At 45.1% G+C, this 23132-nt stretch carries 23 protein-coding genes; 22 read left to right on the forward strand and 1 reads right to left on the reverse strand.

Annotated elements, in window-relative coordinates; translation table 11 throughout:
* The 15 genes from MHZ92_RS12900 (at position 1) to MHZ92_RS12970 (ending at position 12538) form a co-directional block, all read left to right on the forward strand.
* Entirely contained in the window at positions 1-327 is a 327-nt protein-coding gene (locus MHZ92_RS12900) for a ribosomal-processing cysteine protease Prp (RefSeq protein ID WP_239432129.1), read from the forward strand.
* 12 nt (positions 328-339) lie between these two features.
* Complete coding sequence (rpmA, locus tag MHZ92_RS12905) at positions 340-630, forward strand: 50S ribosomal protein L27 (RefSeq protein WP_239432130.1); 291 nt, start codon at positions 340-342, stop codon at positions 628-630.
* Between the two features lie 114 nt (positions 631-744).
* Complete coding sequence (locus MHZ92_RS12910) at positions 745-1269, forward strand: Spo0B domain-containing protein (RefSeq protein ID WP_239432131.1); 525 nt, start codon at positions 745-747, stop codon at positions 1267-1269.
* A gap of 11 nt (positions 1270-1280) precedes the next feature.
* Positions 1281-2573, forward strand: a complete 1293-nt coding sequence (gene obgE / locus MHZ92_RS12915; RefSeq protein WP_239432132.1) for a GTPase ObgE — start codon at positions 1281-1283, stop codon at positions 2571-2573.
* Between the two features lie 35 nt (positions 2574-2608).
* A complete protein-coding gene (locus MHZ92_RS12920) occupies positions 2609-3064 on the forward strand; it encodes an ACT domain-containing protein (protein WP_239432133.1) in 456 nt (151 codons plus the stop codon).
* Positions 3065-3122: 58 nt separating this feature from the next.
* Positions 3123-4004, forward strand: a complete 882-nt coding sequence (gene pheA / locus MHZ92_RS12925; RefSeq protein WP_239432134.1) for a prephenate dehydratase — start codon at positions 3123-3125, stop codon at positions 4002-4004.
* A gap of 178 nt (positions 4005-4182) precedes the next feature.
* A complete protein-coding gene (locus MHZ92_RS21505) occupies positions 4183-5394 on the forward strand; it encodes a LysM peptidoglycan-binding domain-containing protein (RefSeq protein WP_370644706.1) in 1212 nt (403 codons plus the stop codon).
* The gene (locus tag MHZ92_RS12935; RefSeq protein WP_239432135.1) at positions 5372-6268 is read left to right on the forward strand and encodes an aminoglycoside phosphotransferase family protein; all 897 of its coding nucleotides are present in this window, start codon (positions 5372-5374) and stop codon (positions 6266-6268) included. Before MHZ92_RS21505 ends, MHZ92_RS12935 begins: the two co-directional genes overlap by 23 nt.
* 11 nt (positions 6269-6279) lie before the next feature.
* The gene (locus MHZ92_RS12940) at positions 6280-7002 is read left to right on the forward strand and encodes a YebC/PmpR family DNA-binding transcriptional regulator (RefSeq protein ID WP_239432136.1); all 723 of its coding nucleotides are present in this window, start codon (positions 6280-6282) and stop codon (positions 7000-7002) included.
* A gap of 103 nt (positions 7003-7105) precedes the next feature.
* Positions 7106-7711, forward strand: a complete 606-nt coding sequence (gene ruvA / locus MHZ92_RS12945; RefSeq protein ID WP_239432137.1) for a Holliday junction branch migration protein RuvA — start codon at positions 7106-7108, stop codon at positions 7709-7711.
* Positions 7712-7740: 29 nt separating this feature from the next.
* On the forward strand, positions 7741-8745 hold the full coding sequence (gene ruvB / locus MHZ92_RS12950; RefSeq protein ID WP_239432138.1) for a Holliday junction branch migration DNA helicase RuvB: 1005 nt from the start codon (positions 7741-7743) through the stop codon (positions 8743-8745).
* 508 nt (positions 8746-9253) lie between these two features.
* Positions 9254-10294 carry a tRNA preQ1(34) S-adenosylmethionine ribosyltransferase-isomerase QueA gene (gene queA, locus MHZ92_RS12955; RefSeq protein WP_239432139.1) on the forward strand — a complete coding sequence of 347 codons (1041 nt, stop codon included), beginning with the start codon at positions 9254-9256 and terminating at the stop codon, positions 10292-10294.
* A gap of 39 nt (positions 10295-10333) precedes the next feature.
* Positions 10334-11473: a tRNA guanosine(34) transglycosylase Tgt gene (gene tgt, locus MHZ92_RS12960; RefSeq protein WP_239432140.1), complete on the forward strand. Its 1140-nt coding sequence runs from the start codon at positions 10334-10336 to the stop codon at positions 11471-11473.
* A 38-nt stretch (positions 11474-11511) separates the two neighbouring features.
* A complete protein-coding gene (yajC, locus tag MHZ92_RS12965; protein WP_239432141.1) occupies positions 11512-11784 on the forward strand; it encodes a preprotein translocase subunit YajC in 273 nt (90 codons plus the stop codon).
* A 112-nt stretch (positions 11785-11896) separates the two neighbouring features.
* Entirely contained in the window at positions 11897-12538 is a 642-nt protein-coding gene (locus MHZ92_RS12970; RefSeq protein WP_239432142.1) for a DUF421 domain-containing protein, read from the forward strand.
* Here MHZ92_RS12970 and MHZ92_RS12975 read toward each other — a convergent pair.
* Positions 12532-14049: a putative polysaccharide biosynthesis protein gene (locus MHZ92_RS12975; protein WP_239432143.1), complete on the reverse strand. Its 1518-nt coding sequence runs from the start codon at positions 14047-14049 to the stop codon at positions 12532-12534. The two genes, MHZ92_RS12970 and MHZ92_RS12975, sit on opposite strands and share 7 nt — an antisense overlap.
* Positions 14050-14096: 47 nt before the next feature.
* Here MHZ92_RS12975 and MHZ92_RS12980 point away from each other — a divergent pair, with 47 nt between their 5' ends.
* The 7 genes from MHZ92_RS12980 to dtd all read left to right on the forward strand — a co-directional run bounded on the left by MHZ92_RS12980 (position 14097) and on the right by dtd (position 23067).
* Entirely contained in the window at positions 14097-14471 is a 375-nt protein-coding gene (locus MHZ92_RS12980; protein ID WP_239432144.1) for a post-transcriptional regulator, read from the forward strand.
* 118 nt (positions 14472-14589) lie between these two features.
* Positions 14590-16857 carry a protein translocase subunit SecDF gene (gene secDF, locus MHZ92_RS12985; protein ID WP_239432145.1) on the forward strand — a complete coding sequence of 756 codons (2268 nt, stop codon included), beginning with the start codon at positions 14590-14592 and terminating at the stop codon, positions 16855-16857.
* A 106-nt stretch (positions 16858-16963) separates the two neighbouring features.
* A complete protein-coding gene (locus MHZ92_RS12990) occupies positions 16964-17302 on the forward strand; it encodes a LapA family protein (RefSeq protein ID WP_239432146.1) in 339 nt (112 codons plus the stop codon).
* 128 nt (positions 17303-17430) lie between these two features.
* Positions 17431-19779 carry a single-stranded-DNA-specific exonuclease RecJ gene (recJ, locus tag MHZ92_RS12995; protein ID WP_239432147.1) on the forward strand — a complete coding sequence of 783 codons (2349 nt, stop codon included), beginning with the start codon at positions 17431-17433 and terminating at the stop codon, positions 19777-19779.
* The gene (locus tag MHZ92_RS13000) at positions 19770-20282 is read left to right on the forward strand and encodes an adenine phosphoribosyltransferase (protein WP_239432148.1); all 513 of its coding nucleotides are present in this window, start codon (positions 19770-19772) and stop codon (positions 20280-20282) included. The genes recJ and MHZ92_RS13000 overlap by 10 nt, the downstream gene beginning before the upstream one ends.
* Positions 20283-20411: 129 nt before the next feature.
* Positions 20412-22610 (forward strand): RelA/SpoT family protein, encoded by a 2199-nt coding sequence (locus MHZ92_RS13005; protein WP_239432149.1) that lies wholly within the window; start codon positions 20412-20414, stop codon positions 22608-22610.
* A gap of 16 nt (positions 22611-22626) precedes the next feature.
* Entirely contained in the window at positions 22627-23067 is a 441-nt protein-coding gene (dtd, locus tag MHZ92_RS13010) for a D-aminoacyl-tRNA deacylase (RefSeq protein ID WP_239432150.1), read from the forward strand.
* Positions 23068-23132: the final 65 nt, after the last annotated feature.

The following is a 23132-nucleotide window of genomic DNA, read 5'->3' on the forward strand; positions in this document are numbered from 1 at the left end:
ATGATCAAAATCACTATTAATGAACAACCATCCGGCCGCATCAGCTCATTTGAGATGAAAGGCCATGCCGATTTCGCAGAACATGGAAAAGACCTTGTCTGTGCAGGCGCATCTGCAGTTTCATTCGGAGCTATCAATGCGGTCATTGCACTCACCGGCATAACCCCCGATATCGAACAAGGTTCTGAGGGCGGTTATCTGAAGGTGGTTTTTCCGGAAACGGAACAAGACGAGAACATCCAATTGATCGTGAAGGCGATGATTGTTTCATTACAGACGATTGAACGAGATTACGGGCAACATATAAAACTTATTTTCAACCGATAGGAGGTGGCACTTATGTTACGTTTGGATCTCCAATTTTTCGCATCGAAAAAAGGGGTAGGTTCTACAAAGAACGGTCGTGATTCTGAAGCGAAACGTCTTGGCGCAAAACGTGCTGACGGACAATTCGTTTCTGGCGGCTCTATCCTTTATCGCCAACGCGGAACAAAAATTCACCCAGGTGAAAACGTTGGCCGCGGCGGGGACGATACACTTTTCGCGAAAGTTGACGGCGTCGTTCGTTTCGAACGTTTTGGCCGCGACAAGAAAAAAGTGAGCGTATACCCTGTAGCTCAAGAAGCTTAATGTTCATACTAACATTGAAAGGACTGCATTTTACCGTGCAGTCCTTTTTATTTTTGACGAATGTTGTGAAGGGGATGCTATACTGTAGTATATGAAATATTTGGCGGTGATAAAATGGAATCGGAAAACCTGACGATTGAACAAGCATTGAAGTTTGCGCGCCATGATTTTTTAAATGAATTGCAATTGATGTTATTATATATGGATCTCGGGAAAACTTCTGAAGCAAGAAGGACATTGTTAGAGTCGACGGAACGTATGCGTCACATTTCGATGCTAGAAAAGCTTCGTTTGCCAAAAACGGAACTTTGGCTCAGCACATTTGAATGGAGACATACCGCTTTTTCGAAGAGACTGCAATGTAATATCATTGCTGGAAACAGGATTGCAAATGATGTAGCAGTTGCCGATTATTTGGAAAAGCTAATTGGCATAGTAGAGCAGTCAGTGGATCCGCTAAACGAATATATCGTCCATATTGCGGTCGACGCTACTGAAAACGATTGGTCGATCCAATTGACAATCGAAGGGCCTCTTGGACATTTGGGGTCAATGTCTTTGCCGCAGCCGGATGGAGATTTTGAAATGAGTGAGATTCTACAGGATGAGCAATGGACGTTCACACTACGTGGACGATAGGAGGAATAATTATGTTTGTCGATCACGTTAAAGTATATGTTAAAGGTGGAGACGGTGGCGATGGGATGGTTGCATTCCGCCGCGAAAAGTATGTCGCATACGGAGGCCCAGCAGGAGGGGATGGTGGAAAAGGCGGAGATGTCGTTTTCATCGTTGATGAGGGCTTGCGCACACTGATGGACTTCCGTTACCAGCGTCACTTCAAAGCTCCACGCGGAGAGCATGGAGGAAGTAAAAATAAGCACGGTAAAGGCGGGGAGGATATGGTCGTCAAAGTTCCGCCAGGCACGATTGTGAAAGACGTCGAGTCAGGCCATATTATCGCGGACCTCGTCGAGCATGGGCAAACTGCTGTCATCGCCAAGGGCGGACGTGGAGGACGTGGGAACTCGCGTTTCGCAACGCCGCAAAACCCTGCTCCGGAGCTATCGGAAAAAGGAGAACCTGGCGTTGAACGGGAAATCACCCTTGAATTGAAAGTATTGGCGGATGCAGGTCTTGTTGGCTTCCCGAGCGTCGGAAAATCGACGTTATTATCTGTCGTTTCAGCAGCGAAGCCGAAAATCGCCGACTACCATTTCACGACGCTCGTACCGAACCTCGGAATGGTGGAGCTGGAAAGTGGAAGGACATTCGTTCTTGCCGATTTGCCGGGTCTAATAGAAGGAGCACATGAAGGGGTTGGTCTCGGCCATCAGTTTTTGCGCCATATCGAGAGGACTAGAGTTATTATCCACGTCATCGATATGTCCGGAATGGAAGGACGGGATCCCTATGATGACTTCGTTACAATTAACGAGGAACTGGAAAAATACAATCTTCGGTTGATGGAGCGTCCACAAATCATCGTTGCAAATAAAATGGATATGCCGGATGCGGAAGAGAATCTGAAACAATTCAAAGAGAAGTTAAACGATGAAGAAGCGTTGATCTTCCCGATTTCTGCAATTACTCGTGAAGGCTTGGATCAGCTGTTATTTGCAGTTGCGGACTTGCTTGAAACAACACCGGAGTTTCCAATGCATGAAATTGAAGAAGAGGATGAAAATCGTTCTGTTATTTATAAGCACGAAGCAGAAACTGCAGATTTCAAAATTACTCGCGATGATGATGGAGCATTTGTCCTTTCGGGATACACGCTGGAACGACTCTTCAAGATGACCGACTTCAATTTCGATCAATCCGTCCGTAAATTTGCACGTCAAATGCGTGGAATGGGTGTCGATGATGCACTTCGGGAACGGGGGGCAAAAGACGGAGATACGGTTAGAATCCTCGACTTCGAGTTCGAATTCCTCGAATAGGGGATATTGCTGGATTAACGAACAGGAGGAATTCTATGAAGCCATTGGGGGAAGGACAGTTTTATCTTGTTAGGGAAGACGTGCTGACAGAATCGATGCTAAAAATGCTGGAAGCGAAAAGGTTACTAGCAAGCGGAGAGGAAAGGACAATCCAAGAGGCGACAAAGCGGGTAGGATTGTCTCGTAGCGCTTATTACAAATATAAGGATACCGTCTTCCCGTTCGAATCAATCGCCCGCGAACGTGTTTTGACGATTTTCATTCAGTTGGAGGATCGGAAAGGCTCGCTCGCGGCCATTCTGAAGATTGTATCCGAAGCAAAATGTAATGTGTTAACAATACACCAAACCATTCCGGTGCAAGGACGTGCGAATATTACATTATCGCTCGATGTCACTGAGATGCCGATTAAAATGGAGGAGTTCATGCAGCGATTGAAAGCTCCAAATTTCATCGATTCTGTCCACTTAATCAGTTCCGGAGCACTTTAAATGAAAAAGAGAAGAGCACACGGAGCTAGAGATCACAACGAAATATGGAGGAAATGGAATGAGCAAACAGAATTACAAGCCGACGGTCGCTTATTTGGGGCCTGAAGCATCTTTTACACATATTGCGGCAGCTCAGCTGTTTGGTACACAAGGCTTAGTGCCCAAACCGACAATACCAGATTGTATAGAGGCGGTTTCGGAAGGTCATGTAGCATATGCTATCGTCCCTCTTGAAAACGCATTAGAAGGATCTGTACCAATGACAATTGATTATTTATTCCACGGGAGTGAACTGTTCATCAATGCGGAAATATCGACACCGATCGAACAGCACCTTATGGTGAATGAAAAGCAAAAGAATAACTTGGAGCGACTTGAATCAGTCCATTCCCACCCACATGCGCTTGCGCAATGTCATAAATATTTACAATACCATTACCGCCGTACACCATTGATCCAAACAACATCGACTGCGGCAGCTGCAAAGTATATTTCCGAAAATCCAGACTTATGTATTGCTGCAATAGGAAATCGTTTGGCTGCCGAAAAATACGGCTTACATATCGCAGAGGAAAAAATCCACGATTTTCATTTTAACCATACACGATTTGTCGTCTTGTCTATGCGAAAAGGATATTTGGAAGAGCCTGGTCATTCGGAAATACCGAAAACGACCTTAATGGTAAAATTACCGAAAGACGACCGTTCAGGGGTGCTTCACCAAATTTTATCGGTTTTTGCATGGCGGAAGTTGAATTTAAGCAAAATCGAATCCCGGCCGATGAAAACTGGTCTAGGAAACTATTTCTTCATCATTGATGTGTTGGAAAGCGAAGACCATGCTATGATGAAAGGTGCGCTCGAGGAACTGGCTGCACTTAATTGCACCGTCCGTTCTTTAGGATCGTACTTTATGTATGAAAAGAATCCTTCACGCTAAATCATTTAGCTTGAAGGGTTTTTCATATTGTAGAAACTTCTAAACATCAATTTTTCAAGTGAATAATCAACTCTTTCTCACAATATACATAGTAAGAGAGAGGGCGCCTTTCTTAAAAATGCGTCACAAAGATGGGCGTTCGTTCATACGATGAATTGATGGAAGGGGGATTTTGTTAGTGGATGTCCATATTGTTGTAAAAGGGGATACGTTGTGGAAAATTGCACGACAGTACGGTATCCCTTTTGAAGATTTGAAAAGGGTAAATGCCCATTTGGCAAACCCAGATTATATCGTTCCGGGAATGAAGATTTTCCTGCCGAAGAAGAAAGCTTCGCCTCACCCGGTTGAGAAAGGCCAAGAAAAACATACGCAGCCTCATCATGCGGCTCCACCTCCGAAGGAGAAACATGCAGCGCCGCATCACGCCGCTCCGCCTCCAAAGGAGAAACATGCAGCGCCTCATCACGTGGCTCCACCTCCGAAGGAGAAACATGCAGCGCCTCACCATGCGGCTCCACCTCCAAAGGAAAAGCATGCAGCGCCGCCTCCATTGCCAAAGAAAGAGAAGGAATTTGTAATGCCGAAGCCGCCTGCAGTGCCGGTACAGCCTATTCCGAGCATGCCTGCACCAAAGCCGCCCGCTGCGATGACGCCGCCGGCTGAACCACTGCCGCCGCCACCGCCGCCTATGCCACTGCCGTCAATACCGCCTGCGGTCCCGGTACCTCCAATGACGATGCAATTCTTCCAACCGATTATGCCAGTTCCTTGTGGATGGATGCCGATTTTCGATGCAGACTGTCCACCGATGCCGTTTCCATATCCTCATCAGATGCCGGCGGTCATGCCTGCACATGAAATGCCGATGCCTCCTGCTCATATGGGAGTGAAACCGCCACAGATCGAAATGACAGAAGAGTTGGAGGAGTTCGAGGAATCGTCGATTTATCCGGGAGGAGGTCCTGGAGTTGCCCCGCCATATCCGATTAGAGGGTGGGAAAAGATTGAGTCTCCAATGATGGAGTCTCCAATGATGGAGTCTATGATGATGGACTCTTCGGAATACTTCCCGCCTGAGCATGCATTTATACCGCAAATGGTATCGCCCGCGTTTCAAAGTCCGTATGGGATGAGGCCGCATCAAAACCTTTGTGGCTGTCCTTATTGTCAAGGTTTTGCTTCTGGGCCGAGCGAGATGTATCCGAATTATATGATGCCGATGCAAGTAAGTCCAACGCATATGTATCCATCACACATGTATCCAACGCATATGTATCCATCACACATGTATCCAACACATATGTATCCAATGCATATGCACCCTGGACACATATATCCAATGCATATGCAGCCATTCCACTTTGATGGTTGTGGATGCGGATGCTGACGGCATGGCGCTGGAAAAGAATATCCGAAAAGTAAAAAAAAACGTCTGGAAAGTCGAAGAAGGAGAAGCCGCCTATTCATTGAAGCGGTATGATACACGATCAACCGCTGTGAAAGTGGAGTATGTGCACCAACAGCTACATGCAATCCGGTTTCCGAATATCGTTCCAATCATACCGACCGAGGATCCATTATTCATCATGCAGCCATGGATTGAAGGAACAAAGCCCGTCAATTTCAGACGAAGAATAGATCGGACGGATTCGCTTTTGGCCCTTCAAGCATTGCATAGGACAAAGGAACAGATTGATTGGAACGCCTCCCCTTATTTGCACAGATATCAACTTCTTGATAAGTGGCGGGAAAGATTGAGCCGATTTATCGAGAAACGAATGGCGCTCGAGAAATTCTTAACTAAACAAGCGATTGACGAAATCGTCATGTACGGGGAAGAAGCTCTTCCTATCTTAAAAAAGAACTACAAGAAAGTCACCGACTCTACCCTGCTCCATGGAGATGTTGTGCATCATAATATTCTTAGAGACGGCAATGGTCTGATTCGATTCATCGATTTCGATCTTGCGTGTTTAGGACCTTCTGGAACGGAATTGGCTCTTTGGATGCACCGTGTGTTACCGAATGTTAATTACAATTTGGAGTTTCTTCTTTCGGAGCAGTCATCTTTACGGAATCTCGATAACGCCTCGAAGGCGATGCTGCTCTATCCGAATGAGCTGCTACGAGAATGGTTGCACTTGTTGAACATGCCGGAAGAAAAACAGGAAAGCCTTTCAAGGAAGCTAATCCCATTTACTGAATATGCCCTCTCTTCATGGCCGAAGCTATGGTATGATATAGAACGGATCATGAAGTAGGAGGATGCATAATGGCTGGCCATTCAAAGTGGAAAAATATCCAGAACCGTAAAGGCGCGCAAGACGCGAAACGTGGCAAAATCTTTCAAAAGATGTCAAGGGAACTCTATGTAGCCGCGAAATCAGGCGGTGGAGATCCAGAGATGAATCCCGCACTAAGGCTTGCAATCGAGAAATCGAAAAGCTTCAACGTGCCGAATGATGTCATCAGAAGGGCGATCGATAAAGCGACCGGAACCGGAGCGGATGAAAACTATGAGGAAGTCGTCTATGAAGGATACGGACCTGGCGGAGTCGCAGTTCTCGTCTATTGTTTGACTGAGAACCGGAACCGGACAGGACCGAATATCCGTGTAGCTTTCAATAAAAACGGTGGCAGTTTAGGGGAAAGTGGCTCAGTCGGTTACCTCTTCAATCGTAAAGGACGCCTATTCATCGAGCGTACGGAAGATACCGATGAAGAATCGATCATGCTTGCCGCGCTGGAAGCGGGAGCCGAGGATATCGAGTCGTCAGAGGACGGCTTTGAAATCATTACAGAACCGTCCAGCTTCATGGAAGTGAAGGAAGCGTTGGAAGCTGAAGGGATTGAATTCATTTCGGCAGAAGTCGAAATGATCCCGACAATCTATAGCGAATTGCAAGGAGACAATGCCGACCAATTCGAAAAGATGATCGACGCATTAGAAGACGATGATGACGTACAAAACATTTATCATAACGCAAGTGAATGAGCCGCCTCGTCCGCGGCTTTTTTTATTTGTGGCGTATCACATCAATAGGTAGAAAACCCGTTCGTATGCTATAATAGTTTCGATACTTTAGGGGGAGAATGACTTGTACGATTACATAAAAGGAACAATCACGAGGGTGACACCCGAATACATAACGCTTGAACAAGGCGGCATCGGTTGGCAAATCATGACGCCTAATCCATATGCATTCCACCTAACAGAGGAAATCCAACAAGTGTTCACATATTTGCACGTTCGAGAAGACGTGCAATGGCTGCTAGGATTCAAATCCCTTGAACAACGAGAATTGTTCAAGAAACTCATCACTGTATCAGGAATCGGTCCGAAAGGCGCTCTTGCCATATTGGCTAGCGGAATTCCATCCCAAGTGATCGGCGCCATTGAAAGGGAAGACGAAGCATTCCTCGTTCAATTCCCGGGAGTCGGAAAAAAGACAGCCCGACAAATGATCCTTGATTTGAAAGGAAAGCTCGGGGATTTATTCACAGAAATCGAAATGCCGGATACAGATATGACACTGTTCTCGATGGCGGAAAATGGTGCACTCGAAGAAGCTATCCTCGCCTTACAAGCACTAGGCTATTCACAACGGGAACTGACGAAAGTGAAACAGGACATGCAGAAGGAAGATTTGGATACAGAAGGTTACATGAAGCTTGCATTGCGGCTATTACTGAAGCAAAAATAAGATAGTATTCAAGGAAGGAGGAGCGGGCTATGGAACGGGTCATATCAGGTGAACAAACGAATTACGATGACAGCTTCGAACAATCATTGAGACCGCAGACGTTGCGGCAATATATTGGACAAGATACGGTAAAGGACAATCTGAGCATTTTCATCCAAGCCGCAAAGGGCAGAAGTGAGAGCTTGGATCATGTCCTTTTATACGGTCCGCCGGGACTCGGAAAAACAACGCTGGCAACCGTTATTGCGAATGAAATGGGCGTCAATGTGAAGATGACAAGCGGACCCGCCATTGAAAGGCCAGGGGATCTGGCAGCAGTTGTTTCATCGTTGGAGCCGGGCGATGTCCTATTCATCGATGAAATCCATCGCTTGAACCGGTCGATTGAAGAAGTGCTTTATCCGGCAATGGAAGACTTTTGCCTTGACATCGTAGTCGGAAAAGGTCCATCCGCTAAATCGATTCGACTCGATCTTCCTCCATTCACACTAATTGGGGCTACGACGAGGGCCGGTTCTTTGTCCGCACCTCTCCGTGACCGGTTTGGTGTGCCGCTTCGCCTTGAATATTATGGGGAAGGTCCATTAAAGGAAATCGTGATCAGGAGTGCGAGTCTCTTCGACGTCGATATTGACGACAATGCAGCTGTTGAAATTGCAAGGCGCTCGAGGGGAACCCCCCGGATCGCCAATCGCCTCTTGCGGAGAGTGCGTGATTATGCCCAAGTACGTGGAGACGGCAGCATTACGATGGGTATCGCCAAAGAAGCTCTTGAAATGCTGCAAGTCGATTCACACGGCCTCGATCATATTGATCATAAATTGATTGTCAGCATGATTGAACGGTTCCGCGGAGGGCCAGTCGGAATTGATACAATCGCGGCGAGTATCGGCGAGGAGTCCATTACGATCGAGGATGTGTATGAACCTTATTTACTGCAAATCGGCTTCATCCAAAGGACACCACGCGGCCGGATCGCAACGAAACTCGCCTATGACCATTTCGGCTATACGTTTCCAGAGACAATGACATAAATAATAGCGAAGCTTCCAATTTAAAGATATTGATTTAGCTAGCACCATTGATTGTAGCGAAAGGCGGCGACTCCAGCGAAAGCCGTAACGAAGAACGGCTTTTGCGAGTAAAAGCTAAGCGTTACGAGCACATCTTTTCCCTGCCGTAACGAAGAACGGCTTTTGCGAGTAAAAGCTAAGCGTTACGAGCACATCTTTTCCCTGCCGTTACGAAGAACGGCGTTTGCGAGTAAAAGCGTAGCGTTACGAGCATATCTTTTCCCTGTCGTAACGAAGAACGGCTTTTGCGAGCAAAAGCGGAGCGTTGTGAGCACATCTTTTCCCTGCCGTAACGAAGAACGGCTTTTGCGAGCAAAAGCGGAGCGTTGTGAGCAGGATATGTAGGCTGCCTTAATTTCTGCAAAAGGCGCAGAAATACGGCAAATCGAACCCTTCGCTGTTCGATTGGAAAGCGTCCGCCTGTAGCGAAAATCAATATTATTCTACTTAGAAGGAGTTCACCTGCATTATGGATGTAAATGATTTTGATTTTGATTTACCAGAAAATCTGATTGCACAAACGCCACTCGAAGATCGGACGGCTAGCAGGTTGATGGTTTTGGATAAAGTAACGGGAGAGGTCAAGCATCGTCAATTCCGTCAAATTGTCGATGAGCTGCAACCAGGAGATGTTATCGTCCTAAATGACACGCGGGTCCTACCGGCACGGTTGATCGGCACAAAACAGGACACGGGAGCATCCATTGAAGTGCTACTCCTGAAGGAGACGGGTCCAGACGAATGGGAGACACTTGTGAAGCCGGCTAAACGAGTGAAAGTCGGCACCGTCGTCACATTCGGGGATGGAAGATTGGAAGCTGAATGTACTGAAATTCTGGAGCAAGGCGGAAGGATCTTCAAATTTCGATATGAAGGCATTTTCTATGAAATATTGGATTCCTTAGGCCAGATGCCCCTTCCTCCTTATATTACAGAAACGCTCGATGATCAATCCCGCTATCAGACAGTTTTTGCAAAAGAAAGAGGTTCGGCAGCAGCGCCTACTGCGGGTCTTCATTTCACGGAAGAGATATTACAAGAAATAAAAGACAAAGGTGTCGGGATCGAATTCATCACCTTGCATGTCGGTTTAGGAACATTTCGTCCGGTCAGTGTAGATACGATTGAGGATCATACGATGCACTCTGAGTATTATCAAGTGACTGAAAAGGCGGCAAATGCTATAAATGAAGCGAAGGCAAAAGGCGGAAATGTCATTGCCATCGGGACGACTTCAGCGAGGACGCTCGAAACGATCGCTTCGCAAAATGACGGAAAAATCGTCCCGACAAGTGGTTGGACATCGATATTCATCTACCCTGGCTACCAGTTCAGGATTCTCGACGGCATGCTAACTAACTTCCACTTGCCTAAATCGACTTTGATCATGCTAATTTCGGCAATGGCGACACGTGAGCATATACTGGCTGCGTATGAGGAAGCGGTGAAGGAGAACTATCGATTCTTCAGCTTCGGGGACGCGATGTTCATCAAACCTTCAAAAAAGTAAAGGGACGTTTTTCCCGAAAATAGAAAGGATCATATGTAGATGGCAGCAATTACTTACGAACATATAAAAACGTGCAAGCAGACGGGTGCCCGGCTCGGGATCGTCCATACGCCTCACGGTTCATTTGAAACGCCTGCATTCATGCCTGTCGGGACACAGGCAACAGTGAAAACGATGTCTCCGGAAGAACTGAAAGAGATGGGGGCAGGCATTATTCTCAGCAATACGTATCATCTTTGGCTCCGTCCGGGACATGATATTATTAAAGAAGCTGGCGGACTCCATAAATTTATGAATTGGGATCGGCCGATTTTGACAGATTCCGGCGGTTTCCAAGTGTTTTCATTGAGTGAATTCCGGAAAATTGAAGAGGAAGGGGTCCATTTCCGTCACCATTTGAATGGCAGCAAGCTTTTTCTTAGCCCTGAAAAAGCGATGGAAATCCAAAATGCGCTCGGTTCGGATATTATGATGGCTTTCGATGAATGTCCACCATATCCCGCTACTTTCGAATATATGAAAGCAAGTGTCGAGAGAACGTCCAGATGGGCGGAACGTTGCTTACAAGCACACGCGCGTCCAGAGGATCAGGGGCTTTTCGGAATCGTCCAAGGGGGAGAATTCGAGGAGCTGCGTAAACAAAGCGCAAAAGACCTCGTTTCACTCGACTTCCCTGGATATGCAATCGGCGGATTATCGGTAGGGGAACCAAAAGATGTCATGAATCGCGCACTTGAATTTACAACGCCGCTCTTGCCGGAAAACAAACCGCGCTATTTGATGGGCGTCGGCTCACCCGATTCCTTAATCGACGGAGCCATTCGTGGAGTCGATATGTTTGACTGCGTACTGCCTACACGTATTGCAAGGAATGGAACTTTGATGACGAGCGAAGGGCGCGTTGTCGTTAAAAATGCGAAGTACGAAAGAGATTTCGGTCCATTGGATCCAAATTGCGATTGCTATGCATGTAAAAACTACAGCAGGGCATATATTCGCCACTTAATCCGTGCAAATGAAACTTTTGGCATCCGATTGACATCCTATCATAATCTTTACTTCCTCCTGCAGTTAATGGAAAAGATAAGGGAAGCCATTCGACAGGACCGTCTCGGTGATTTTAGGGAAGAGTTTTTTGAACAATACGGATTCAACAAACCAAATGCAAAAAACTTTTGAATCTTGTATAATAAACCGATAGAAGAGGGGGGAAAATAATGAATGATGGTAGTATGCTCGGTACGTTGCTTCCGATTATTGCGATGTTCGCAATCATGTGGTTCTTATTGATTCGACCTGCGCAAAAAAGACAGAAGCAAACAAAGCAGATGCAAGATAGTTTGAAGCGTGGCGATAAAGTTATTACAATCGGCGGACTTCACGGAGTGATTGATGCTGTAGACGACACATCTGTGTTTTTGAAAGTCGCTGACGGCACAACTTTACAATTCGATAGACAAGCTGTCGGTCGGGTTGTTGAAGCATCTTAACATTGGACAAGTTCAAGAGGCGGTTTCACAGTTACTGTGAACCGCCTCTTTTTCAATTTTGTATATTCCTAATCGGGAACAGGCATCCTTTCTGTAAAAGGAGGTATACATGATGAACGATCTTTTAACCATCGGATACAGGACTATTTTGTTATATGTGTTTGTTCTGATCGTCCTGAGAGTCATGGGAAAAAGGGAAGTAGGCGAGCTAAGCGTTATCGACGTTGTTGTCTTTGTCATCATGGCTGAAGTCGTAGCGGTAGCAGTGGAATCTCCCGATAAAAAACTGCTTCACTCAATCTTTCCAGTGCTCCTTCTGCTCGGCATCCAGCTGCTAACTTCTTACCTTTCCTTGAAGAGCAAAAAATTTAGGGACATTGTCGATGGTGATCCGACCTTAATCATTCATGATGGAATTATTCAAGAAGAACAAATGCGCAAGCAAAGATACAATTTGGATGATTTATTCCAACAGCTCCGTGAACAGCAAATTGGATCTATACGCGATGTGTCTTATGCTTATTTGGAGCCTTCCGGAAATTTGTCAGTATTCACAAAAGAAAACACTCAGCCGGTCCTTGCACTTATTTCAGATGGCGTCATCCAAAGCCGGCACGTCCAAATGATCGGAAAATCCGATGATTGGCTCATTCAAGAACTGAAAGAAAGAGGTGTAAATGGTGTGGAACAAATCTTCTACTGTTCGTATGAAGAAGGAGAACTGTACTTTCAACTTAAAAAGGATTGTCAGTAAATTTTTGTCAACCTCTTGAGCATAAGAACATCATTTTTCTTCACTTGCCCGAACAGCAATAAGATGACGAGAAGGAAAACGCTTGTAATTACACATTCAGTCACCAATCCGTACTCGCCGACAGGAATGAAAATAGGGCGTATGACCGCTGTTAAAATGAAGGATACATAAGGCAAGGCGAACATCGTGAACCCTGCAGCAGCAGCTTTGTTTTTCCGTAAAGTTGCGATATGGAGGAAAGAAGTTACGAGAACACCGAATCCGATTGCAAGTACCGCCCCGGTCTCCTGCAATCCAGGTTGGGAGGCTAAAACAAACATGACTCCTAATTTCGCAATTCCTCCGTATACCGAATTCATCATGCCGGCCTTCGCATCACCAGTCGCTTGCAAAATGGAATACAAAGGGCTTTGGATGTAATAAAAGAAAAAAATCGGCGCAAGTAACGACATATAGGAACCGCCTTCTGATATTTGGAAAAGCTTCTCGGCTAGCGCCTGTCCGTGAATATAAAAGACAGCTGCCGCGAATGCTCCTGTTAATGCGGAAAGGCGCAACGCCAAATGGATACGCTCTTGAAGCTTTTTCTTATTGCTAGAAGCAGCGGCCCCACTCACGGCAGGCACGAGGACGACAGACAACGCGTAAGGAATGAAAGAGGGGAATAGAAGCAATGGGATGAGAACCCCTGAAATGATCCCGTAGAGAGAGGTCGCTGCAACGGCTCCGACTCCCGCCATTGATAAAGCACGCAAGAAAATGATCGGCTCGAGGAACCACGTAAACGTACCGAATAATCTGCTTCCGGAAGAAGGCAACGCAATGGAAAGCAACGGTTCCGCCGGATATCGTTCTTTTTTGACTACAGGCTTCCGATCCTTGCGTTTATGTTGTTGGTATTTGAACCACAGATAAAGCGCCGACAAAGCTTCTGCAAGCAATGTGATGCCCATTGCATAAGCGGCATTCATCGGATTATTGTCCGGGACAAGCATAATAGGGAGCAACCATGTGATCAGAATGATTCTGAACAATTGTTCAATAATTTGGGACCATGCTGTTTCTTCGATCCTGACGATTCCTTGAAAATATCCGCGAATCAATCCACAGACAGCTGAAATCGGAATAATGGCAATCCCTACATATAATGTTGTAGAAGATGCTGCGTTTCCTAATAATGTTTCCGATAAATACGGGATGAAAAGAATTGATAATGGGATGAATATAGCACCTGTGAAAATTGTAATGAAAGTTGCGGTCTTCATGACGGCAGGCAACTTTGCGGTTTCGCCTTTCACCTTTAACTCTGCAATCACTTTTGCAACTGCGATCGGGACACCCAATTGGACAAGTGATAAGAAAAAAATGAAAGCGGGATAGGCGGTCATATAAATACCAACAGCTTCTTCCCCAGCCACTCTCATAAATTGGATGCGATAAACGAATCCCAATAGCTTGGACATGAAAACAGCTATCATTAGTATGGCGGTTCCACGGATGAAAGTGGACATGAAAACAACTCCTTCTCAATTCCGGTCATTTCGTATACACTAAATCTATGCTTAGGTTTGTCTATTTACGACTGAACGGGAAAGGGATGGAAAAGTTGACGATGCAATTCGAGCAGATATTCAAACATGCAATGCCCGCTATTCAGAGCAAGAGGGATGAATTCCGTCTTTATGGCTATTCGACGGTGACGAATGAAGAGATTTGGAAATTTTGCATACGTAAAAAATGGCGGAAGAAAGATGTATCAACAATGCGAATCCATGAAATCGTGAATGGTGTGCTAACTCTAACTCCGGCTGAATTCATGACATATACACAAATCGAGGAACAGAGGGATTCCAATTGGTTTTCGGATTTAAATAGTGATGAGCTGCAGTTGCTTCTTTCGCCGAAAAGTAAAGGGGAACAATCAGTCCTGTAATGTCCAACTATTTGACATATGCCATTCTCTGTTTCATAATTGGAGTGTTATATTTTTATTTAAAAACTGTACATAGGAATTGCTTTTACCGCTTCACGTACAGAGGGGGAACTAACTTATGAAAAAAAGAAGCCGGATCGTAGCATTCCTGTTATTGCTCGTCATGTTCGGATCATTGATAGGCGCTACGACAAATCCGATTTTAAAAGATGTAAGACTTGGGCTCGATCTTCAAGGGGGCTTTGAAGTCCTATATGAAGTCCAGCCTCTTAAAGAAGGCCAAAAGATCACTGAAGACGTCGTCGCTGATACAGCCAGCGCTCTAAGTGACCGTGTTGACGTGCTCGGAGTAAGTGAGCCAATTATCCAAGTCGAATCGAATAATAGGATTCGTGTACAATTGGCCGGTGTTGAAGATCAGGAATCTGCTCGTGAATTATTATCCACACAAGCGAACCTGACATTCAGGGATGCTGACGATAATTTGCTGTTGGACGGAACGGACCTGAAGGAAGGAAAGGCAAAAGCGAACTTCGGCCAAACCGGAAATCCTGTCGTTACATTGGAAATGAAAGACCCGGACAAGTTCGGTAAAGTGACGTCGGAAGTAGCAGCAAAGAGACCTGAAAACGTCATGGTCATCTGGCTCGACTTCGTCGAAGGCGTTGATTCATTCAAAGAAGAAGCAATGAAGGAAAAACCTAAATTCATTTCTGCTCCATATGTAAGTCAGACGATCAATTCGTCTAATGTTGAAATTTCAGGTAGCTTCACAGTCGAAGAAACGAAACATTTAGCAGGAATCTTGAATGCCGGTGCACTTCCGGTTCATTTGGAAGAAATTTATTCCACTTCTGTCGGTGCACAATTCGGCGCACAAGCTTTGGAAAAAACAGTACTAGCCGGGATCGTCGGTATTTCACTAATCTTCATTTTCATGCTGATTTATTACCGCGTACCTGGATTTGTCGCTGTTGTCACATTATCGATTTATATTTACCTCATATTGCTTGTCTTCACCCGTATTAATGGGGTGCTGACGTTACCGGGGATTGCAGCCCTCATGCTCGGTGTCGGGATGGCGGTTGACGCAAATATCCTGACTTATGAACGGATCAGAGAGGAACTGCGAGTAGGAAAATCCGTAAAGACTTCCTTTGCCGGAGGAGCAAAATCAGCGTTTACAGCGATCTTGGATGCGAATCTCACGACTTTAATTGCTGCCATAGCCCTGTTCATCTTCGGGACAAGCTCAGTTAAAGGATTCGCGATCTTGCTCATCATTAGTATCCTTGTCAGTTTCTTGACTGCTGTTTGGGGATCACGTGTGTTTTTGGGACTTCTCGTGAACAGTGGACTCCTTGATGGAAAAACCGGCTTGTTCGGTATTTCAAAGAAAAAAGTCCATGCTCCAGAAGAGGGACTGGATACACTCGATCTTACAACCAAATTTGACTGGTTTGAATTTGTACAAACGCGGAAAAAGTTTTATGTCATTTCCGCAGTTCTACTTATTTCCGGTGTCATCGTGCTTGGCATCTTCAAATTGAATTTGGGAATCGATTTCTCCAGTGGTACTCGTGTTGAAATCCTGTCCGATAAACCTTTGACGACAGAAGAAATTTCAAAAACTCTTGAAGAAGTTGGACATCCGTCCTCGGAAATTGTCATTTCAGGTGAAACGAACAACATCGGGGTTGTCCGTTACAAGGATGAATTCAAGCAGGAAACAATAAATAAACTGAAGGCGGATCTTGCAGCCCACTATGGCGCCGATCCTAACGTGTCAACCGTGTCGCCTACGGTCGGTAAGGAATTGGCGAAAAACGCATTTAAGGCATTGTTATTTGCTGGACTTGGAATCCTCATCTATATCGCCTTGCGTTTTGAATGGCGTATGGGTGTTGCAACCATTATCGGTTTAGTCCATGACGTATTCTTCATGGTCGCCGTGTTTAGTATTACAAGGCTGGAAGTGGATATTACATTTATTGCCGCCTTGCTGACGATCGTCGGTTATTCGATCAACGACACGATCGTTACTTTCGACCGGATTAGGGAGAATATGCATAAGCTAGGCAAAATCGACAACGCAAATGCATTGGCGGACATTGTTAATAAATCGCTCCGTCAAACATTAGGTCGCTCTGTTAACACAGTCTTGACCGTTATCTTTGTTGTTGTGGCATTGATTGCTCTCGGAGCAGAAGCGATTCGTCCATTCTCGATCGCTCTACTTGTCGGATTGATAGCGGGTACGTATTCTTCTATCTTCATTTCTGCCCAAATCTGGTTTGACTTGAAGAAGAAGCAATTGCAAAAATCAGGCACGTTGAAAGTTGATACAGAGAAAAAACAATGGGGTTCTGATGAGCCAGTCGTCTGACGGCTCCGGAAGAGGCAAGTTTTAACTCCATTTCGAACAGGGTATACTTTTATTGTATACCCTGTTTTTATTTGGCATTTATTTGATTGAAGGGAAGTGAAGAAGAATGAAGATGCAATGGTCGTTGATTTTAAGTATTTTATTTGCCATCATTATTACCTTTTTCGCCATTCTAAATATTGAATCTGTCCAAGTGAATTACTTGTTCGGTAAAGCGCAACTACCACTCATCCTTGTCATTCTTTTTACGGCATTCCTCGGTGCAGCCATCAGCGGGTTGATGGCTATGTTCAGATCCCTCCATGCCAATCGGCGAATCAATGAATTGAAAAAAGAAATGACTGCAAAAGAGATTACCATTGCGACCCAGCAAAATGAAATTGCAGCATTGCAACAACTTGCGTATCCAGTTACGAGAGAAGATAAATTAGAAGGAGATAACTAACGAGCATCCCTGCAGGGGTGCTGTTTTATTTGTGAAAATGATGCATCATAAATTAATAAGTAATTCGCATACCCCTTTAAGAGTCTGCTGTATTCCTATATAATAGGCATAAGAGGATGTGAATCGTAATGATAGAACCGATGAAAACGTGGACGATTAATCGTCCGGATGAAAAAATCGTCAATACATTTATGGAAGAGCTTAGCATCCCGTCCATCCATGCCAAAATCCTTGTTTCAAGAGGTTTTAGTTCTGTGGAGGAAGCTAAGTCCTTTTTACATATGGAAGATCGTTGCTTGCACGATCCTTTTTTACTTTTTGACATGGAAAAAGCAGTGGAACGTATTCGTCTAGCAATTGATAGGGAAGAAAAAATTACTGTTTATGGAGATTACGATGCAGACGGAGTGACGAGTGTCACTGTCTTGACGACAGCTCTTGAACGACTAGGTGCAAATGTCGGCTTCGCTATTCCAAACCGTTTCAAGCATGGATACGGGCCGAATGTTGAGCTGTTTGATGAGTTGTATCAAGCAGGCACTTCACTCATCATCACAGTCGATAACGGGATCTCGGGAATTGATGCGATTGCCTATGCCAAATCGGTTGGCATGGATGTTATCGTGACTGATCACCATGAAATCGGTGAAGAGCTACCAGCGGCAGATGCCATCATCCACCCTCGTCATCCGAAAGGCAATTATCCTTTTGGAGAGCTTGCAGGCGTAGGGGTCGCTTTTAAATTGGCTTGCGCTTTACTCGGTGAAGTGCCTGAAGAGTTGTACGAAATTGCCGCTATCGGCACGGTTGCCGATCTCGTTCCATTGAGAGATGAAAACAGATTCATCGTCAAAGAAGGGATTAGGCGCATGCGGAAGTCCTCTCGTCCTGCGATACAGGCGCTCGTCAAGGTGAGCGGTACCGAACAGCTTACACTTTCCGAGGAATCTCTCGGTTTTATGATTGGACCACGATTAAATGCACCTGGACGTTTAGGAAGTGCAGATCCTGCAGTTCATCTGCTGAAAACAGAAGATCGCATGGAAGCGATGTCCATAGCAGAACAATTGGATACGTTGAACAAAGAGCGACAAGCGCTCGTCACAAAAATAGCGGATGAAGCGGAACAGACGATGATCGATATGTATGGGGATATGCTCCCGTATGTCATCGTCATCGAAGGGGAAGGCTGGAATCCAGGCGTAGTCGGTATCGTTGCGTCCCGCTTGACCGAGAAGTATTACAGACCGTCCATCATCTTGTCCGTAGACGGTGAGACAGGTATAGCGAAAGGATCTGGGCGAAGTATTGCCGGCTTTGATTTATTCAAGGAGCTGTCAAAGAACGCCGATATTTTACCGCATTTCGGCGGTCATGAAATGGCTGCAGGTATGTCGCTTTCGATAGAAGATGTAGAGACTCTTCGGACCCGTTTAAATGATCAAGGTAAATTATGTTTGACCGATGAAATGCTTACACCTAAAGTGCAGATCGATGTCCCTCTTGAAATCGGGGAGATCGATGTAGACGTTCTCGAAGCATTGGAATTGCTACGGCCATTCGGTGTGGCGTTTGAGAAGCCCGTCTTTTTAATCGAAAATCTTTCTGCGTCATCTGTCAGGAAAATCGGTGCGGCAAAAAATCATTTGAAGCTTGAACTGACTGACGGAGTGAATAGTCTGGATGTGATTGGTTTCGGAAACGGATCCATTGCTGATGAAATGAGTCCAGGCGTCACATTGTCCGTTACTGGTGATTTGCAAGTGAACGAATGGAACGGACGGAAGAAACCGCAAATGCTCCTTGACGACATTCAATCTAAAGATCGACAGCTTTTCGATCTTAGAGGGATCCGGGAACCGAATCGATGGATTTCAACTATTCCGAAAAAGAATAATCTATTCATTGCATTCCATGAATCGTCAATCACCCATTTCAAGTCTATTTTACAAAATGTACAGATCCATCAATTCGGGAAAGTGGAATTGACGGAATTCGATCATGTCATTATTTTGGATATGCCGCCTGGAACGGAGCAAATGAAGGAACTGATTGAGCGGACGAATCCGAAACGGGTATATGCTCATTTCTTCGTCAACGAATCATTGTATTTTGAGGGCATTCCGAGCCGGGAACATTTCGGATGGTATTATAGCTTTTTAAAGAAACGTGGCTCATTTGATTTGCGTAAGCAAGTGCAAGAGTTGTCCAAGCACCGAGGTTGGAAGATCGACACAATTTATTTCATGACAAAGGTGTTTTCTGAGCTCGGATTTGTTAAGATAGAGAATGGTCTTGCTTATATAATGGAGGATGCAGGAAAGAAAAATCTTTCCGAAGCACCTTCTTACAAACAGCGGGAGCATCAGATCGAATTGGAAAAGATGCTCGTCTATGCACCATATATGGAATTGAAAAATTGGTTTGACGAAATTTGCAATGAAACCGTCAATAGGGAGGAACAATTATGGATTTGAAAAGTTTCGTGACGATTGTCCCGGACTATCCAAAAGAAGGTATTAGCTTTAAAGATATTACAACGATTATGGATAATGGAGAAGCGTATAAATATGCGACTGATCAGATCGTTGAATTTGCAAAACAGGTCGGGACGGATATTATCGTTGGGCCGGAAGCGAGAGGGTTCATCATTGGCTGCCCTGTCGCGTATGCGCTCGAAGTAGGTTTCGCCCCCGTCAGGAAACCTGGTAAATTGCCGCGGGAGACGATTGCTGTCGAGTATGATCTTGAATACGGCACAGATTCGTTGACAATCCATAAAGACGCCATTAAGCCTGGCCAACGTGTATTAATCGTCGATGATCTTCTTGCAACTGGCGGAACTGTCGGTGCAACTGTGGAACTTGTGGAAAAACTTGGCGGTGTCGTTGCAGGATGTGCATTCTTGATTGAATTGACGTACTTAAATGGACGTGAAAAACTGAAAGGCTACGATATTCAAGCGCTTATTACTTATTAATGACAAATTTCCTCCGTATATTTACGGAGGATCTTTTTTTATCCTAAGGGCTTTACATTTTTGTCGGTTTATACATACAATAGTATTATCTTTAATTTTTTTGCGGAATTAGTCGAAAGGAGTAGAAAAATGGCGAAAAATCGTGACATGACGGCAGAAGATATATTTGAAATCGTTGCCTCATATATGAATGGACAGCATGTCGCGTTCGTCAAAAAGGCGTATGAGGCAGCGAAGGCTGCTCATGATGGACAATTCAGAAGTTCAGGTGAACCGTATATTCTCCACCCTATCCAAGTGGCAGGGATTTTAGCAGAATTACAGATGGATCCTTCTACAGTCGCTGCAGGATTCCTACATGATGTTGTAGAGGATACCGATGTGAAACGTGAAGATATTATTCGCGATTTCGGTGAAGAAGTGGCGATGCTCGTCGACGGCGTGACAAAACTGGAAAAACTGAAATTCAAATCGAACGAAGAGAAACAGGCAGAGAACCACCGCAAAATGTTCATTGCGATGGCGAGGGATATCAGAGTTATTCTTATCAAGCTTGCGGACCGTCTTCATAATATGCGGACATTGAAACATGTCTCTGAAGAAAAGCAACGCCGAGTGGCCGCTGAAACTCTTGATATTTTCGCACCGCTTGCACATCGGCTCGGTATTTCCACAATCAAGTGGGAACTGGAAGACACTGCTCTCCGTTATTTGAATCCTCAGCAATATTATCGAATCGTCAATATGATGAAGAAAAAAAGGGATGAACGGGAAAAGTATTTATTGACGGTTATGGAGACAATTCGCGGAGAAATCGCCGAAATGGGCATCGAATCGGAAATCAACGGCCGGCCGAAGCATTTGTACTCGATTTACCGTAAAATGATCCTTCAAAACAAGGAATTTAATGAAATATACGACCTTCTTGCCATTCGCATTATCGTCAAAAGCATAAAAGATTGCTATGCGGTACTCGGGATCATTCATACGCTATGGAAGCCGATGCCTGGAAGGTTTAAAGATTATATCGCTATGCCTAAGCAGAACCTTTATCAATCTATCCATACAACCGTAGTCGGACCAGCAGGTGACCCACTGGAAGTGCAAATCAGGACTGAAGAAATGCATCGGATCGCCGAATATGGGGTTGCTGCGCATTGGGCGTACAAAGAAGGGAAAACCGTCTCCGAGAAGCCGGATAATATCGATTCCAAATTAAAATGGTTCCGTGAAATACTCGAATTTCAAAACGAATCTTCAAATGCTGAGGAATTCATGGAGTCATTGAAGTTCGATCTTTTCTCCGACATGGTGTACGTGTTCACACCTAATGGAGATGTTATTGAAATTCCAAAAGGCTCAGTCCCAATTGATTTTGCGTATCGAGTCCATTCGGAAGTAGGAAATCGGACAATCGGTGCAAAAGTGAACGGTAAAATGGTTCCATTGGACACGGAGTTATTCACAGGGGATATCGTTGAAGTCCTCACATCAAAGCAATCATTTGGACCAAGCCGCGACTGGTTGAAAATTGCTAACACATCGCAGGCGAGGAATAAAATCCGGCAATATTTCAAGAAGCAATTGAGGGAAGAAAATATTATCAAAGGTTCAGAGCTAGTTGAAAGGGAAATAAAACTTCAGGAGTTTGATCCGAAAGTTGTCCTCACTCCAGAAAACATTCAGCGGGCCATCGACAAATTCAGCTTCACTTCCGAAGAGGACATGTATGCGGCTGTCGGATCGAACGGAATTACAGCACAACAAGTCGTTAACAGGCTCGCGGAAAAAATTCGCCGAGAGCGCGATCAGCAGGATGCGATTGATAAAATTGTATCCGACATGAAAACTCCTCAACATGTCCGCATGACGGAATCGGGTGTTATCGTCAAAGGTCTTGAGAATTTGCTCATCCGTCTTTCGAGATGCTGTAATCCAATTCCAGGCGACGAAATTGTCGGATTCATTACGAAAGGTCGGGGCGTATCGGTCCATAGGGCTGATTGTCCAAATATTCTCACCGACGAAGACAATGATCGGCTCATTGACGTGGAATGGTCAGTCGGTACGAATAATGAACGGAAGGAATTCCAAGTCGATATTGAAATTTCCGCATTCGATCGCCAAGGTCTTCTGAACGAAGTGATGATGATGGTAGCGGATACGAAAACACCGATTGTGGCTGTAAGCGGAAAAGCAGCAGAACGGGATAAGCTTGCGAAAATCAACATGACGATTAAAATTACCGATATCTCCCACTTGCACAGGATCGTTGACCGCATTAAACAAATACGCGACATCTATTCAGTGCAGCGGGTGATTCATTAAGCAGGAAGGTGTTTTCATGAAAGTCGTTTTACAAAGGTCAGGGAAAGCTTCCGTCACTGTGGACGGCGAAGTAACCGGCGAGATAGAGAAAGGGTACGTCCTTCTTGTAGGGATTACTCATGGTGACACGGAGCAGGACGCGGACTATATTGCTAAAAAAATCGCAGGTCTTCGGTTATGGGAGGACGAAGAAGGGAAGATGAACCGATCCATCGATGAGGTGGATGGCCAAATCCTTTCCGTCTCCCAATTCACGTTGTATGGCGATGTGAAAAGAGGGCGACGCCCAAGCTTCATTGAAGCGGCAAGGCCAGAACAAGCGGAACCGATTTGGAATTATTTCAACGACGCCCTTCGCAATGAAGGCTTAACAGTCGAAACCGGCGTATTTGGTGCAATGATGGACGTCAAACTTGTCAATGACGGTCCTGTCACCATCATAGTAGAATCAAAATAAAAAAACGCAGTTACCGGAATAACCGGACTGCGCGATTTAGATGAGACACGGAGGGAATTCGAATC

It is taken from the genome of Sporosarcina sp. ACRSL (genome assembly GCF_022346605.1).
Classification (GTDB): Bacteria; Bacillota; Bacilli; order Bacillales_A; family Planococcaceae; genus Sporosarcina.